Here is a 15,916-nt window from a genome sequence, read left to right as displayed (position 1 = left end):
TATTGACGGAAATATTTAAGAGGAAAAATAAATGGATACCACCACAACAGTTTCCATTTTTGAAATCCTGATAAAATCATTGATTATTGGCGGATTATGCGGTTTTGGCCTTGGCGCCGGTGCTGCGCGGATGTTTCATGCACCGACCATTCAGGGAATGGGGGCGTTCCGTACTTTAGGTGAATTGAATGCTTGTGAGGGTGATCCGGCTTCGCATTTCTCATTTGGCTTAGGCTTTTTCTTCAATGCTTGGGCGTCATCGGTGGCGGCGGGCGCTTTTACACAGGATGTTGATCACCGCATTAACTCGTGGTGTCATTTTAGATGTCGGTCATGGTAGTGAAAGTTTTAGTTTCTCTGTTGCAGAACAGTCAATGGAGATAGGTGTTTATCCCGGCATGATCAGCTCTGATATTTATCATAACAATCGGGTTAATGGGCCGGTATATAGCCTGGCGGCTGTGATGACGAAATTTCTTTGTTTGGGGTTTAGCCCGAAACAGATTCTTGATTACGTTACAATTAAGGCAGCGAGTATATTGCATTTGAAAGGTAAAGGCCATTTAGCGGTTGGCTGTGATGCCGATATCACGATCTTTGATATTAAAAATGAAAAAATCGAATTTTTTGATGAAGAAGGTCAGATAAGAACTGGAAGACAAAAATTTATTCCTGTTGCTGTAATTATTGCTGGCGAAGTTATTGCAACCAAAGAGGGGAAAGAGTATGGAATCAATTTACCAGAAATATAAATTAAGAAACGTAATTAATGCATCCGGGCGTATGACTAATTTAGGCGTCTCAACACCTAAAATGGCAGTAATTAATCAGGTTGTTTATGGTCTTAACCATTACTTCGAAATGAAAGATTTAATCGATAAAACTGGCGAATATATTGCTAACTTATTGAAGGTAGAAAATGCGGTTATTGTTTCCTGTGCTGCTGCGGGTATTGTGCAATCCGTTGCCGGGATAATCGTTAAAGATGACCGAGATCTGTTACTAAATCTCCATAATTCTGATAAGCCGATCCCTCGTGAAATTATTGTGCCGAAAGGGCATAACGTAAACTTTGGTGCGCCGATAGAAACGATGGTTTCCCTTGGCGGCGGTAAAGTGATTGAAGCGGGTTTTGCTAATGAATGTCATGTTGCTCATATTGAGGCCAAAATTACATCTCGAACCGCCGCTATTCTCTATATTAAATCTCACCATACTGTACAAAAAAATATGCTGACAGTAACCGACGTTGTAGCGGTGGCTAAAAAACATGGCTTACCATTAATTGTCGATGCGGCGGCGAAAGAAGATCTGACCGCTTATTACAATATGGGGGCGGATCTGGTTATTTATAGCGGTGCTAAAGCGATTGAAGGTCCAACCAGTGGCTTAGTTATCGGTAAGAAACATTATATTGAATGGATTAAATTACAAAGTAACGGTATTGGTCGGGCAATGAAAATTGGCAAAGAGGGTATTCTGGGGCTGACATATGCGATTGAATTATATCTGACGACACAGAAAGAGAGCGGGCAGAAAATGGTTGAAAAAATGAGGCCATTTATCGAACAACTGAATATGATTCCCGGAATTTCCGCTAAAATTGTTTGGGACGATGCCGGCCGTGATATTGCCAGAACGGAAATCTATTTTGATGAAAAAGTCATTGGAAAAAATACCTTTGAAATTATCTTTCAATTAAAACAGGGGGATATAGCAATTTATTGCCGTGAATATAAAGCGAATGAGGGTAAAATTGAGATTGATATTCGGAGTATAACAGCATCTCAACTCAATATGATTGTTTCTGCTATTCGCCAACTTGTTAGCGAAGCGTAGATAATAAAAAATGAATATTTTAATAGATAAGTTATTTTATTCTGGATTATTGCTAATAGTGAATTTTTATTTTCTTACTGAGTTGGGGGTATATTCGTGGTGCAATTTCCCTATCAACGTCTTGCTTATTTATTTGATGTAATCCAATCAGAAACATTACCACAGGAAGAAATTGCCAGGCGTTTTAATGTTTCGACACGTACTATTCGTACCGATGTCTCAATATTAAATGATCTATTTGTTGGCTATGGTGCGAGAATCATGTATGAAAGAGGATTAGGTTATCAGCTTAAAATAGATGATGAACAGCTTTTTTCTGCATTACCAATAGAGAAATACCAGATTAAACACATTCCTAGAACAGCGAAAGAGCGGATAGATGCGCTATTATTGAAATTTATGATGGCTTCACAGCCGATTAAATTGGACGATATTAGTGGAGAATGGTTTGTTAGCCGAAAAACATTGCAACATAATATGCCTATTGTCAGAAAAATATTAAATAAATATCAAATTACACTGGAGACCATTCCCCGCCAAGGTATCAGACTAGCGGGAGCGGAGACAGCGGTCAGAGCTTGTATTACCGATATTTTATGGCAGCAATTTATCATGGGAAATGAACGTTCATTAAATAGTTTTAAACAGGGTATTTTGTTCAATATTGATCTGGCTTATATAGAGAAAATTTTGCTAAATAGCCTTAGCCGTTTTGATATCCATTTAACTCATGAAGGACGGCAATATCTTATTTTTAACTGTGCGGTTTCTATTCTGCGTATTACCAGAGGATATGAGATGATTAATTATCATGTTGAAAATATTGATAGCGTGATTAAATATGCGGCTAATAATATTGCCAAAGGTTTTACTTATTTTCTGGGTAGTGATATTACTGTAGCGGAAGAGCATTATTTAAGTGTTCAGATATTAGCTCAATTGATTCCTTATCATTATGATTCGACGGAAAATAATAGCGATAAGCTGGTGGATTATATTCTTACTTATATTAATGACGGCTATAATTACGATTTACGTGGTGATATCCGTTTAAGAACCGATCTTTCATCTCATTTAGCGGCAATGATGGTACGGGTTCGCTACCAAATAAATACGCAGAATCCGTTATTATCGGATATTAAACAATATTATCCGTTTGCTTATGATGTGACGCTCAGTGCAATGGCGAATGTTGAGCATAAGCTACCTTATGCTATTAGTGAAGATGAGTTGGGCTATTTAGCGGTGCATATTGGTGTAGGGCTTGAACGAAATTACAGCACAGGTTATACCCGATACCCTCAGGTTTTGATTGTAACGGATTCAGATAATTCAACAATTCGTATGATTGAGGCCAACATTATACGTGAATTTCCTCAACTTAAATTGCAAAACATTATTGCTTTACATGAATATCAACAACTTGAATCCGTTAATGAAGACTTTATTATTACCACGGTCAGGCTGCCGGAAAAAAATAAACCGATTGTTAAAATTGCACCATTCCCAACACCTTATCAATTAGAACAAATTGGACGATTAGCCATGATCGACCGGACTAAACCCTATATTCTTGAGCATTTCTTTGATGAAAAATACTTTATGATCCTCAAAAGAAAAATAACGCAGAAAGCCCTGTTTAAATATGTTTGTAAAAAGTTGGAAATGGATGGTTATGTGACGAAAAATTTTTATTCTTCACTGATTGAACGAGAGGCTATTGTATCAACTCTATTGGGAGAAGGAATTGCATTACCACATACACTGGGATTACTGGCGCATAAAACCGTAGTCGTAACCATATTGGCCCCGAATGGTATTGAATGGGACAAAGAGAAAAAGGAGATAGCGAACGTTATTTTCCTGCTGGCGATCAGTAAAGCGGAATATGAAGAAGCAATGGCAATTTATGATCTATTTGTGACTTTCTTACGAGAGAAAGCGACAAAAAGATTATTGAATAGCCAAAGTTTTTATGATTTTCAGGCTATCGCAAAAGATAGTCTGGGGCGAAGTGTGTAAAATCATGTTTGTTTGTTGTTATTTGAACTAAACAGAACTTTCAGAACGGCTAATAATGCGCATCCTCCGCCGCTGACAGCGACGCCATACCAAGAAAAATACCAGGCGGCGACAGCGCCTAAAGAAGAACCTATTGCGCCGCCGGCGAAATAACAGGTCATAAATACGGTATTTAGTCGGCTGCGGGCATCAGGTAATAATGTATATAACCGTGTTTGATTTGCCACTAAACCCGCTCTGCTGCCAAGATCCAACAGAATAATACCGGCGAATAAAAATAGAATACTGTGGCTCGTGCCGCTAATTAGACACAAGGCTAATGTCACTAATAAAGCACCTGTGGCAACAATAGCTCTCCCACCAAAGCGATCTGTCAATGAACCTATTATTGGTGAAGCTAGCATTCCCACAATTCCCGTCAAACCAAAGAGACCTGTAATATCGCTTCCCCATCCGTAAGGTGGTTGGGAAAGCAATAAGGCCAGAGAACCCCACAGCGTATTAAAAGCGGCGAACAGTAAAAAACCGGATAATGCTGCTTCACGCAAAAGGGACTGTTGCTTTATTAATTTACCGAGTGAAATAAGAAGTTGGCTGTAAGTTATCGTGTATGGTGTTTCTATTTGTGGCAATACAAACCAGACCAGAAAAAGCAGGCATATATCAATTAAAGCTGCCAATACAAACATTTCACGCCAGCCGAAATATTCTCCAACTGCGCCGCTCAATGCCCTGGCAAGCAGTGCTCCGGCAAAAAGGCCGCTCATTAGATTGCCTACCGCTCGGCCGCGCTTTTCTGGGATTACCCAACCGGATACGGCTGGAATAATAATTTGTGCTGAAATAGAAGTTAATCCCACAATCAGGCTACTTATTAGAAAACATGTAAAATTCGGCGCTGTGGCACACAAGGTAAGGCTGATTATATTGCCAATTAAGAGGCTGAAAATAAGCTTGCGACGGCTTAGTGCATCTCCAAGCGGTCCAAAAAAGAGAAGCCCCATTGCGTAGCCGATCTGCGTTAATGTCGCGATCCAGCCAGATATTGAACCATTAACGTTAAAACTTGTCCCAATTACTGGCAATAATGGTTGATTATAATAAATGTTCGCTACAGCAAAACCGCAAGCAACAGATAATAAGATAAGAGAAACGGAAGAAATAGGGTTTGGTTGAATTGCTGTATTTGACATGGGAACTCTCAGCATTTGGCCGGAATTATGATGAAATGATTTTGACACTATCCGCAGATTGCGGGAATGAAAAGAGCGAGCGAAGTTGTTTTGCGTAGAATGCAAAGATGATAGCGGTATTATGATGTTGTGTATTATTTGTAATATATACCCGTTATCTTTCAAACTGCCTCTTTGTTGGCTGCACTCACTCACCCCGGTCACATAGTTATCTATGCTCCCGGGGATTCGTTCCCTTGCCGTCGCGATGCATCTTGAAATCTATAAGGTATATAAGGCGTTTGAATATTCGAAGGTAAAAATTGCGATGAAAGATTTATTACGTACCGATATGCTAGCAACATTCATTCATGTTGCCCGTTCACAAAGTTTTTCTGCCGTTGCTCGTTTGCAAGGTATGGCGGCATCTTCTATTACACGTCAAGTAGACAATCTTGAACAGATGCTAGAGACAAAACTATTCTTTCGTTCTACCCGTGGTTTATCATTGACTGATGCCGGTGAGATTTTATTTTCAAGGGCGCAAGGTATTATTAATGATCTTGTTGATGTTCAGGCTGAATTAGCGGCATTGAATGGCGAACCGCAAGGGGTATTACGTATAGCTTGTTTGCTAACCTTTGGGCGTCAACATATTATTCCGATGCTAGCAGAGCTATTTACTCAATATCCTAAAATTCAGGTTGAACTTGATCAAACCGAACGTTTAACTGATCCTGTCAGAGATCGTCTTGATGCCGTTATTCGTATTGGTGAATTAAAAGATAGCACGCTTTATTCAAAGTGCATCTCTACACAAACTTGGATTATTTGTGCCAGCCCAGGCTATATTCAAAGGTATGGAACACCGACGTCATTTACCGAATTAAGTGATCACTATTTGCTTGATAAACATCATGACCCCGCTGGCGTTTGCTGGTTACGTTATCGGGATTCTATTAACTTCAACGATGAGAATAGAATTTTTCGCAGTGATGACTTTGAAACATTGAGAATGGCCGCGGTGAGTGGATTTGGAATAGCACTTTTGCCTAATTGGGTGGTATCCACAGATATTCGCTCTGAGAAACTTGTGCCTTTATTTAATGATCCAGATGGACGTAAAGAAGATATTTATTTATTGCGGGCGCTTGCTCACCCGCCAGCAAAATTAACCGTATTTATGTCATTATTGCAAAAGAGGCTTGCCAAGACGATTTAGTCTTGGCAGAAGGATGATTAAACTCTTTCAAGGATCATTGCGATGCCTTGTCCAACACCAATGCACATGGTACATAAAGCTAATTTTCCTTGTTGCCGGTGTAGTTGATAGACCGCATTTGCCAAAATTCTTCCTCCAGATGCACCTAGTGGGTGGCCCAGAGATATGGCTCCGCCGTTACAGTTAACATTAGGATTATCTCATTGAATATTAAGCTCTTTCATTACGGCTAGGGCTTGTGTAGCAAACCCTCGTTGGATTTCGACCTCCTTCAATGCTGTACTTGCAATTTTGCGCATGAATGTATAAAATTTTATACAATCAGATGAGGAAACATTGTGGCGAAAATCAGGAACGGTATAACGGTATAACGGTATAACGGTATAGAGAAAGAAATTGCTTGGATTGGCTCTTCTTATGAAGATTTGTTGACCTTCCCTTCCGATGCACGTAAAGACGCAGGCTATCAGCTTCATAGAATATAGCATGGAATAGAGCCGGAAGACTGGAAACCCTTTTCTGATATCGGTTCTGGCGTAAAAGAAATACGGCTAAGAGACAAGACAGGCATTTATCGTATTATGTATGTTGCTAAATTTGATGAAGCTATTTACGTATTACATAGTTTTCAGAAGAAAACTCAACAAACGAACAAACATGATAGGGATATTGCTAAAGCACGATACAATACAATTATCCAGCAACGGAGAAATATCAAATGACCACTAAAATTGACACTGAAATTCGTAGGGTAACTCCAATCGGGAAAAATATATTTTCAGAGTTAGGTTTTACTGAGCAAGAGGCTCAGAAACTTCATGCAACCTCTTTACAAGAAATAGAAAATACACTACAAATCAAAGAGCAGTTAATGGAGGAAATTACTTTATGGATTGTGGATAAAAAAATGAAACAAGCTGAAGTAGCAACTGTGTTAAACATTTCTCGTCCAAGAGTATCTGATATTGTGAATAAAAAAGTAAGTAAATTCACCATTGACGCATTGGTTAATATGTTAACTCGTATAGGGAAACCTGTTCAGATTACGGTAGGACATTAAAGTCATTAGGAAAATTCAAAACAAGAGGCATATAGAATGGGTGCCTCTTGGCATTTTTAAGTAATTCAACCTTATGGCTCAATATTATTGAAATTTTTTATATTATTTAGTTATGATTTTTAAATGTATTTGCGATATATATTAATGGTTTTATGCGATATTGTTTAATATAATTGACTCACTATATGATTTTATTGGGTGTTTTTTTACTGTCGTTATTAATATCAATTTATTATTGAGATAGCTATTTATTGGTGCTGATTTTGTTAAATAAATCACAGGTTAGATTATTGGAGAAAATAATTGTATCTATGTGATTATTGATTGCTGTAATAAATCAAAATTAATAGATGGCAATTTTAATATATAGTGAAAGATGATGTTTAACTATTCTCTAAGTATTCGATTCATTTATTGTTGTTGAGTTGTTAGAGAAATATATTTATTCTTCTGTATTATTTTTGATTTATAGCAATATTATTTCTTAACGAATATAGAGGTTTATTATGACTAAAATTTTTTCATTCAATAAAAATCATCGAGATTTATCCTCAGGGCATCACTCATTGCTTAAAGAAGTTAATGGTGTCAATGGTGTTCCTAAATCTTTGATGCCGGGTTTCCCTGATTTAGATGATCAATTTAATCAGATGGGAATTACCCATATTCGGCTTCATGATGGTTTTGGTATTGGCGATATGGATAATTATGTCCACTCAGATCGAATCAATGATCAAAATCAAATTATGGTTAATGTCCCAGAAGAAAATAGACCTGCGGCTAAAAAACTATTCGCTGATATTTCAAATATCAGAAGTATCTTTCCCTATGCTGCTGTCGGTATGAGAACTCATGATATTAGTCTTGCATTAAAAGATGCTAATTATAACATGACTGACGCTTATCTGCGTGACATTATGAATAATAAAACTGAACTAAACCTAAATAATATTCAGAGACAGATTATGTTTCGTATTGGGCGTTCCGTTGATGGTGGTTATGAAATACCAGAGGATTTTGATATTTATGCAGAATTAGTTAGCAAGTTGGTGAATCGCTACGCTTTAAACTATGAAAAAATCGGTTTGCCAGGAAAAATAACCTACTGGCAGGTTTGGAATGAACCTGATTTAAATTTTTTCTGGAATAATAATGATCCTGAAAAATACTATGAATTATATGCGAAAATTGCAAGGATAATTAAAGCGGTTGATCCTTCGGTTAAAGTAGGTAGTGCTGGTATTGCGTTTATTTATAAAGTAAAAGAAGATTACTTTGAAGGACTTTTACGATATTGTAGAGATAATGATGTGCCATTAGATTTCTTTTCCTGGCATGGATACGTTGGAACTGGAGACCCGCAAAACATTATTGATGTAGGAAATACGATTCAAAAAGGTTTGCATACTTATGGTTTTACCGATGTAGAAAGTTTCTGTACTGAATGGAATTCCTGTCCTATTGCGACAAAAAATACATATACAAAAGTGCAGGGGATTAAAAATGCGGCATATATTGCTTCCACGTTTATCTATATGCAATATATAAAAGCCGATAGAGCTTATTATTATCGGGGAGATGGTTCATCTTTTGGTTTATTTAATAATCAGCTTAATCCTAAAAATCCATGTGTTAAAAATTTCTGTACCTATGCAGCTCAATCCTTTTATCTGTTTGCCAGAATGTTCGAAACACCTTATATTTTAAGTGGTAATAGGGATTTCTCAACAGGCCTGACTGTTTTGGCAACTGAGAATGCTGGAGGCAATAAAATTAATATCCTTGCCGCAAATTATAAAGTTGATAAGAGTCTTGCCGATGGTAATGCGGCACCCGATTATTTATATCAACAACACTGTCTGGATACTAGCCGATCACTGGATCAATTGACGGATACCTGGAGTAAGGATAAATGGTTTGGTGGCGTTGATCCGACAACAATTCATGTTGATAATGCGGTAGTGCAACATGATCCTGTTAAGCCATTTCCGACTAATATGTTGAGAGCTAAAAATCGTGATTATACTGATAGTGACCAAGGCGTCACTGTAGTGATTAATCATATAGGTTATAAAAAATTTAAAGTTAAAGCGTTCCGTATTCAAGAAGGTGGATCGCTGGCACAAATGACACCCCCGGAAGTGACTAACCAGATTAATGTATCTATCGCTAATAATAAATTAACGCTAGTGGATAAGGGAGCGAAGCCTGCAACGGTAACATTATATTCGTTGGAGCTAGAGAATAATTGATCTTATATACAATGGGAATATTATAGTAAATTTTTTCCATTAAATTAATCAATGTAAAATAAAATCATTTTAATCTGACAGGTTCTGAAAAGAGCCTGTTTAATAATGATTCATTGTAATATGTGTTAATGATTTTTTTCACGATATTTTTCAATATAATTTACTCTCTATATGATTTTGCCATGTGCTATTTTGTTATTGTTATTAATACCACTCTTGGTTGATTGAGATATATTTTTTCTCTTTTAATGATTATCTGGTTAAATAACTTACAGAGTCAATTTTATTACAGGAAATAATTGTATTAATGTAATTGTTTATTTAATTCAATAAATTCAAAGTAATAGATGGGGATTTTAAGTTGTAGTTAAAAGTGATATTTAATTGTTATCTAAGTCTTCCATTCATTTATTGTTATTGAATTGTTGGATAAATGTATTTATTCTTTGATATTGTTTTTAGGTTATAGGGATACAATTTCTTAATTAATATAGAGGATATTATGACTAAAGTTTTTTCATTTAATAAAAATCATCGAGATCTATCAGCAGGGTATAATTCACGTCTTAAAGCGGTTAATGGCGTCAATGGTCTTCCTAAATCGATAGCGCCGGGTTTCCCTGATTTAGATAATGAATTTAATCAGATAGGAGTTACCCATGTCCGGCTCCATGACGGCTTTGGTATTGGGGATATAGATAATTATTTCCAGGTGGATAGAAAAAATAACCAAGATCAAATGATTATCAACGTACCGGAGGAAAAGAAACCCGCGGCTAAAAAGCTTGTTGCTGATATTGCAAATGTCAGAAGTATTTTTCCCAATGCGGCTATCGGGATGAGAAATCATGATGTGAATCTTGCATTAAAAGATGCCAATTATGAAATGACCGATACTTATCTGCGTGATGTTTTGAATAATAAAGCAGATGTAAATCCAGATAATATTCAGCGACAAATTTTTTTCCGTATTGGGCGTTCACTTGATGGCGGTTATGAAATACCAGAGGATTTTGATGTTTATGCAGCATTAGTTAAAGCCTTGGTAAATCGTTATGGTGTAAACTATGCCAGCATTGGGTTGCCGAGAAAAATAAGCTATTGGGAGATTTGGAACGAGCCTGATTTGATGTTTTTCTGGAATACGGATGATCCACAAAAATATTATCAATTATATGAAAAAGTAGTCAGATTAATTAAGGTGGTTGATCCTGATGCTAAAGTCGGTGGTGCAGGTATTTCGTTTAGTAATCATGCAGGAGGACATTATATTGACGGATTTTTCCGATATTGTCGGGATAATCATGTACCGTTAGATTTCTTTTCCTGGCATGGATATGTTGATACTGGAGATCCACAAAACATTATTGATATGGGTAATACGATTCAGAAAAGTTTGCATACTTATGGCTTTACTAAGACAGAGAGTATTTGTACTGAGTGGAACTCAACTCCTTTTGGATCGAGAAATACATTTACCAAAGTGCAGAGTCCTAAAAATGCAGCCTATATCGCCTCCTCATTGATTTATATGCAATATACTAAAGTTGACCTGGCTCATTATTATCGTGGGGATGGTTTATCTTTTGGCTTGTTTAATGATCAACCTAATCCTAAAAACCCAAGCGTTAGGAATTTCTGTACTTACTCAGCCCAATCTTTTGGTCTTTTTGCTAGAATATTAAAAACACCTTATATATTAAGTGGTCAAAAGGATTTTTCAACTGGCTTAACGGTTTTAGCGGCCGAAAATAAATCGGGTAATAAAATTAATATCCTCGCAGCAAATTATAAAGTGGATAAGAGTTTTTCTGATGGTAGTGTACCACCAGTTCCGGCGGATTTATATCGACAATACTATTTGGATACGAGTCGGACATTAGATCAATTAACGGATACCTGTAGTAAGAATAAATGGTTTGGTGGTGTTGATCCGACAACCATTCAATCTAATAATGCGGTAGTACAGAAGGAGCCAGTACAACAACTTCCTGAAGATTCTCTTTTGAGACCTAAAACTCGCGATTATACTCATAGTGACCAAGGCGTTACCGTGGTGATTGATCATATAGGTTGCAAGAAAGTTAAAATTAAAGCATATCGTATTCAAGAAGGCGGATCGCTGGCACAAATAACACCGCCAGAGGTGACTAACCAGATTAATGTGTCTATAGATAATAATAAATTAACGTTGGTAGATAAAGGTGCGAAACCTTCAACGGTAACACTGTATTCATTAGAGCTCATTCATCATTAATTTTATATGCAGAGGAAATATTAGAATAGATTATTTTTCTTTCCGTTAATAATTGGAGAATAAAGTTATTCAGGCTCTTATATACCCTATGGATTTCAAGATGCATCGCGACGGCAAGGGAGCGAATCCCCGGGAGCATAGATAACTATGTGACTGGGGTGAGTGAGTGCAGCCAACAAAGAGGCAACTTGAAAGATAACGGGTATAAGGGCCTGTTTAATCATGGTGAGTAATTTATTGGAATAAGGTTGATTCGGAATTAATAGGTGTTTGTTATTAATAAATTAATAGTAATTATCTTTGTTTGGTTATAAGGTAATATATGTTTTTAATATGTATTATGATTTTATTGAATTAAACTATGTAATAAATATGGATAAAATTAAGGTGTATTATTAAATTCGGCTTTACTCAGCGTTAATAATTCGTGTATTCAATAAATTTATAAGATTGTTCGGGATACACCCGAGGTTATCTGGGCCCGTGAACGTCTCTATGTACCAAACAAACTGGAGAATATCAGATAAGTAATGTTTGAAAGTAATCATTGTTGATTGCTTTGTTTTGATGGAGTAAAGTCATCGTATATGATTACAAGGATGCTGATATGAAATTTACCGTAACGGTAATTGGCGCCGTCCGTAAGGAGTCACGAAGACTTCCTGTAGGGTTACAGGTCGCGCTTGTTGATGCAATGGAAGCACTCGAAAATTCAGGACCGGAGCTCAGGGAACCAAGAGTGAGGGATGTAGGCAATGGACTGAAAGAGTTGAGAGTAAGTGCCCGTAAGGTATTGCGCGTGGATTTTTCTTCTTTCATACGGGCAGACAAATTTTTGTAGTACATGTTTTGCAGAAAAAGACCCAGAAGACACTTAAAACGTCACTGGAACTGTCCCGGGAACGAATGAAAGTGGTAAAGAGGATGCTGGAATGAAAATGAACAGTGATGATTACGATTTCGTTACGCTGTCTGATGTTAAGGCTGAGCTCCTGGCAACAACTGAAGGGCTGGAGGCATGGGATGATCTTCAGGCTCGCAAGGCTCTTGTCCAGCAACTCAAACTGGCGCGCAAAGCCTGCAAAATGACTCAGGAAGATGTTGCCTGTCGGATGGGAACCCAGAAACAGAATATCAGCCGACTGGAAAGAGGGGTGGTTGATCCTCAGTTGGGAACACTCAATCGCTATGCTGCTGTTTTAGGCGGACGATTTGTTTTTCAGGCCGATTGAATTCATTCACATGTTGGTAAGAGCAACCTGGTGGTTGCTCTCAGATTATTGACAAAGTTCTGGATAAAAAAACCAGCGCTTTGTCAATAATCTGTAATATCTTAGTGATATTTTAGTTTATCTACATAATGAATTCGTTTTCGGATGTTGAGCAACTGTTTAGTAAGTTTTGTACTCGTTGTAGCATATCAGCGATTTCAGTAGTTAAAAATGTAAAGAATTTTTCTTTGAGCAGCGTGCGTTCCTGGACATCTTGTGGGATAAAACGTTTCATTTCATTACGGAAAGCATCACCTTTAATAATTGCAGGCAAACGTGTCAGAATATTGGCTAATTTGTCTGGATAATCACTAATACGATAATCTGTAATCTTGTTATTAACCCAATCCATACGCAGGGTAGCTCCTTGCTGTTTTAGCCAGCGCAAATCCCAGATATCTCGGTGCCGCACATGGCGTTGTGTATTGACCAGAGAAACCAGTTTATCTGCCATGACTTCATCCAATGATTCGGTTAATACCAGTGTATCGGCGTAGCCATCCGGTAGAAAGTTGTAGTTGGTCATTAATGCTTTTGGTTCCCGAGAATAAGAAGGGATATTGGCAATTTCAATTTTGATTCTCTGTTTGGGGAGATCTTTGCGCTCAGGCGCGGTGACAATTGAAACTTGCCACTTATCTATATTAAGGCCAGCATATTCAGGCTCGTTTCTTAAATCGGCGGGCTCTTTAACTGAAACCTCAAAGCCGTAACGTTTGCCAATGTAATGTTCCAAACATGTTTTCATGGCTTGTAATTGATTACGATTAAAGTTAACACCACCGGAAAAGTCTAGATCTTCGCTAAAACGTGGAGCACCGTGACATAAACGCAGAGATGTTCCTCCTTGGAAAGTGAGTTGATCAAGTAATCCATTGATATCAAGGCAATAGAGAATATCGTAATGCAACAGTTCCTTCTCAATAACAGGTCGCATATGGGAACGTCCGGGTACCTGCATTGCTAATTCTATAAGTTGGGCGAAATTTGCTTTATTGACCATGTGTAATCTCCTGCTTATTCACCAAATGGGTATTGCGACCAACTCGTTTTAAATCACGTAATGCGCATTCAAGTTTGGCGAGTCTCAAAGGGCGGTCTGCTTGCGTGATACTCGCTAAGATATCTTCCTGTTGGCGTTTGGTATGAGTGAATTCAATAGTACCCAGTGGAGTGTGATAAAGACCTTTTCGGCCTGTTGTCATCACGGTGAGTCTATCGATCAGGATCTGTGAAATAATGCCATATTCACTTAATGCTGATTCAAGGCTAACGTAATTGTATTCACCGCGTCGTAGAGCTTTGGCAATATGTTCAATGGTGTAACTATCGTGACTATGAGCAAGGTTAAACAGATAAATCCCGCGTACAGGTCGTGAAAGCATCGATTCTTTAACCAGACGATTTAAGCCCGCCTGGAGTGTTTTGGGGCTATCTTCAGGAAAGATTTTTCTGAGATCGGCAAGGGTGAAGACACATCGCCCTTTTTTATCCCAGTCAATAAAACGTTTAAATGCAGTAGATTTATCCATAACTAAACAATAACTCTATGTGTTTATGGTTTTGATGTTCACTTGATTATAGTTATTTTAAGTAGACATTAAAGCACTATATTTATAGTTTTGATGTCTACTTAATGAATGTGGCCGAAATAGTGAAAGGGGTAAATGTTTCGCTGATGTGGTTGAATTATTTTATTAAGATATTGATATTTAATTAAATATTATAGTCCTATTTTATTTGTGAAGGTTTTCATCGAAGCTTCCGATAGGATAGGGATTGGTTACTGTTCGCTATTTGTGGTGAGTTTTTAAATTCACCCCTTTTTCTGTCAAACGATAGCGCTGTAATGGGCTGCTAGGTTTTTCTGGATGGCTCATTTCAATTAATCCCGTTTCTAGAGCGGGTTGCAAATAGCGCTGACGGAATGAATTACGATCTTTTAATCCAAGGGCTGATTGCAGTTGCCCACGGTTCATTTCCCCTTTCAATACCATAATTAGTTGTTTAACTTGTTGGGTAGCCTGATGGGTAGATGTCAGAATTGCATCACGGATCATGTGCAGCATAAATTCAATAAATGGCGCACAATCAATGAGTTGGCTACTGAGATTAATTGCCTGATAGTAATGAGCTTGATGTTCATAAATCAGGCTTTCAACGGGAATAAATTCGAATAATGGATTCCAGTGGTTTAGGATTAGTGTTTGCCATAATCTGCCTATTCTGCCGTTTCCATCGGCAAACGGATGAATGAATTCAAATTCGTAATGGAAAATGCAACTGGCAATAAGTGGGTGAATATCAGTAGAGCCTAACCAGTGAAAAAGGTCGCCCATCAGCTTTGGAACCCGGTTTGCCTGTGGCGCCATATGAATCACTTTTTCTCCATCCATTACACCGACGCCGCTGTGCCGATAACTGCCGGCATTATCTAGCAATCCTTTCATGAGAACATAATGGGCTTCCAGTAAGTTTTGCTCTGATGTGAAATGCCAATGGTTAAGCTTTTCATAAGCCAAGATAGCGTTACGTGCTTCTTGTATTTCACTGATTGGCGCAATAACTCGCTTTCCTTCAATAATGGCGGTGATTTGGCTTACATCAAGTAAGTTACCTTCAATTGCCAGTGAACCGTGAATGGCTAGTATCCGATTGATGCGTCTCAATCGCAGGGCTTTTATTTGCTCCTGCTCTGTACTTAACCGCCCGATATTCTCACTGATTTCAGCAACTAATTGGATCATTTTAACTGTAATTGAGAAGGGGGGTTGATAGCTTTTGTTAGCTGAATTCATTGAATACCTTAATTGGCTTACCG

At 37.7% G+C, this 15,916-nt stretch carries 13 protein-coding genes and 3 pseudogenes; 11 read left to right on the top strand and 5 right to left on the bottom strand.

Going from position 1 to position 15,916, the window contains the following annotated elements:
- Positions 1–31: 31 nt before the first annotated feature.
- The 4 genes and pseudogenes from OO184_RS10550 to OO184_RS10535 all read left to right on the top strand — a co-directional run.
- Positions 32–304, top strand: a pseudogene (locus OO184_RS10550) (DUF4311 domain-containing protein); the annotation flags it as partial.
- Positions 246–752, top strand: coding sequence for an amidohydrolase family protein (locus OO184_RS25050; protein ID WP_312023697.1), 507 nt, complete (start codon positions 246–248; stop codon positions 750–752). The pseudogene OO184_RS10550 and the gene OO184_RS25050, both read left to right, overlap by 59 nt.
- Positions 727–1,839 (top strand): DgaE family pyridoxal phosphate-dependent ammonia lyase, encoded by a 1,113-nt coding sequence (locus tag OO184_RS10540; protein WP_265379142.1) that lies wholly within the window; start codon positions 727–729, stop codon positions 1,837–1,839. Before OO184_RS25050 ends, OO184_RS10540 begins: the two co-directional genes overlap by 26 nt.
- A 99-nt stretch (positions 1,840–1,938) precedes the next feature.
- Positions 1,939–3,861, top strand: coding sequence for a BglG family transcription antiterminator (locus OO184_RS10535; RefSeq protein ID WP_265379214.1), 1,923 nt, complete (start codon positions 1,939–1,941; stop codon positions 3,859–3,861).
- Between the two features lie 2 nt (positions 3,862–3,863).
- Here the strand turns inward: OO184_RS10535 and OO184_RS10530 are convergent, their stop codons facing one another.
- Positions 3,864–5,054, bottom strand: coding sequence for an MFS transporter (locus OO184_RS10530; RefSeq protein ID WP_265379141.1), 1,191 nt, complete (start codon positions 5,052–5,054; stop codon positions 3,864–3,866).
- A 307-nt stretch (positions 5,055–5,361) separates the two neighbouring features.
- Here OO184_RS10530 and OO184_RS10525 point away from each other — a divergent pair, with 307 nt between their 5' ends.
- A complete protein-coding gene (locus OO184_RS10525; protein WP_265379140.1) occupies positions 5,362–6,255 on the top strand; it encodes a LysR family transcriptional regulator in 894 nt (297 codons plus the stop codon).
- Positions 6,256–6,272: 17 nt separating this feature from the next.
- Here the strand turns inward: OO184_RS10525 and OO184_RS10520 are convergent.
- A pseudogene (locus tag OO184_RS10520) lies at positions 6,273–6,521 on the bottom strand (3-oxoadipyl-CoA thiolase); the annotation flags it as partial.
- Positions 6,522–6,746: 225 nt separating this feature from the next.
- Between OO184_RS10520 and OO184_RS10515 the strand changes: the two are divergent.
- From OO184_RS10515 to OO184_RS10490, 6 genes and pseudogenes are all read left to right on the top strand, one after another.
- On the top strand, positions 6,747–6,977 hold the full coding sequence (locus OO184_RS10515; RefSeq protein WP_265379213.1) for a type II toxin-antitoxin system RelE/ParE family toxin: 231 nt from the start codon (positions 6,747–6,749) through the stop codon (positions 6,975–6,977).
- Positions 6,974–7,315 (top strand): helix-turn-helix domain-containing protein, encoded by a 342-nt coding sequence (locus tag OO184_RS10510; RefSeq protein ID WP_265379139.1) that lies wholly within the window; start codon positions 6,974–6,976, stop codon positions 7,313–7,315. The genes OO184_RS10515 and OO184_RS10510 overlap by 4 nt, the downstream gene beginning before the upstream one ends.
- Before the next feature lie 506 nt (positions 7,316–7,821).
- Positions 7,822–9,567, top strand: a complete 1,746-nt coding sequence (locus OO184_RS10505) for a GH39 family glycosyl hydrolase (RefSeq protein WP_265379138.1) — start codon at positions 7,822–7,824, stop codon at positions 9,565–9,567.
- A gap of 502 nt (positions 9,568–10,069) precedes the next feature.
- Positions 10,070–11,824: a GH39 family glycosyl hydrolase gene (locus OO184_RS10500; protein WP_265379137.1), complete on the top strand. Its 1,755-nt coding sequence runs from the start codon at positions 10,070–10,072 to the stop codon at positions 11,822–11,824.
- 607 nt (positions 11,825–12,431) lie between these two features.
- Positions 12,432–12,760, top strand: a pseudogene (locus tag OO184_RS10495) (type II toxin-antitoxin system RelE/ParE family toxin).
- A gap of 2 nt (positions 12,761–12,762) precedes the next feature.
- Positions 12,763–13,056: a helix-turn-helix domain-containing protein gene (locus OO184_RS10490; protein ID WP_376712553.1), complete on the top strand. Its 294-nt coding sequence runs from the start codon at positions 12,763–12,765 to the stop codon at positions 13,054–13,056.
- A gap of 121 nt (positions 13,057–13,177) precedes the next feature.
- On the opposite strand, the gene OO184_RS10485 is transcribed toward OO184_RS10490, so the two are convergent.
- From OO184_RS10485 to OO184_RS10475, 3 genes are all read right to left on the bottom strand, one after another.
- Positions 13,178–14,098 carry a nucleotidyl transferase AbiEii/AbiGii toxin family protein gene (locus tag OO184_RS10485; RefSeq protein ID WP_265379135.1) on the bottom strand — a complete coding sequence of 307 codons (921 nt, stop codon included), beginning with the start codon at positions 14,096–14,098 and terminating at the stop codon, positions 13,178–13,180.
- Positions 14,088–14,627, bottom strand: coding sequence for a type IV toxin-antitoxin system AbiEi family antitoxin (gene abiEi, locus OO184_RS10480; RefSeq protein ID WP_265379134.1), 540 nt, complete (start codon positions 14,625–14,627; stop codon positions 14,088–14,090). The genes OO184_RS10485 and abiEi overlap by 11 nt, the downstream gene beginning before the upstream one ends.
- Positions 14,628–14,888: 261 nt before the next feature.
- Positions 14,889–15,893 (bottom strand): Fic family protein, encoded by a 1,005-nt coding sequence (locus OO184_RS10475; RefSeq protein WP_265379133.1) that lies wholly within the window; start codon positions 15,891–15,893, stop codon positions 14,889–14,891.
- Positions 15,894–15,916 lie beyond the last annotated feature (23 nt).

Origin of the sequence: Photorhabdus aballayi, assembly GCF_026153155.1 — a bacterium.
Taxonomy (GTDB): domain Bacteria; phylum Pseudomonadota; class Gammaproteobacteria; order Enterobacterales; family Enterobacteriaceae; genus Photorhabdus; species Photorhabdus luminescens.
This window is presented reverse-complemented; position numbering and strand designations above follow the sequence as displayed.

Bases quoted from the DNA above. Each gene is read 5' to 3' on its own strand.
- OO184_RS25050 (WP_312023697.1), top strand. From the start codon at position 246: ATGCTTGGGCGTCATCGGTGGCGGCGGGCGCTTTTACACAGGATGTTG.
- OO184_RS10540 (WP_265379142.1), top strand. From the start codon at position 727: ATGGAATCAATTTACCAGAAATATAAATTAAGAAACGTAATTAATGCA.
- OO184_RS10530 (WP_265379141.1), bottom strand. From the start codon at position 5,054: ATGTCAAATACAGCAATTCAACCAAACCCTATTTCTTCCGTTTCTCTT.
- OO184_RS10525 (WP_265379140.1), top strand. From the start codon at position 5,362: ATGAAAGATTTATTACGTACCGATATGCTAGCAACATTCATTCATGTT.
- OO184_RS10510 (WP_265379139.1), top strand. From the start codon at position 6,974: ATGACCACTAAAATTGACACTGAAATTCGTAGGGTAACTCCAATCGGG.
- OO184_RS10505 (WP_265379138.1), top strand. From the start codon at position 7,822: ATGACTAAAATTTTTTCATTCAATAAAAATCATCGAGATTTATCCTCA.
- OO184_RS10500 (WP_265379137.1), top strand. From the start codon at position 10,070: ATGACTAAAGTTTTTTCATTTAATAAAAATCATCGAGATCTATCAGCA.
- OO184_RS10490 (WP_376712553.1), top strand. From the start codon at position 12,763: ATGAACAGTGATGATTACGATTTCGTTACGCTGTCTGATGTTAAGGCT.
- OO184_RS10485 (WP_265379135.1), bottom strand. From the start codon at position 14,098: ATGGTCAATAAAGCAAATTTCGCCCAACTTATAGAATTAGCAATGCAG.
- abiEi (WP_265379134.1), bottom strand. From the start codon at position 14,627: ATGGATAAATCTACTGCATTTAAACGTTTTATTGACTGGGATAAAAAA.
- OO184_RS10475 (WP_265379133.1), bottom strand. From the start codon at position 15,893: ATGAATTCAGCTAACAAAAGCTATCAACCCCCCTTCTCAATTACAGTT.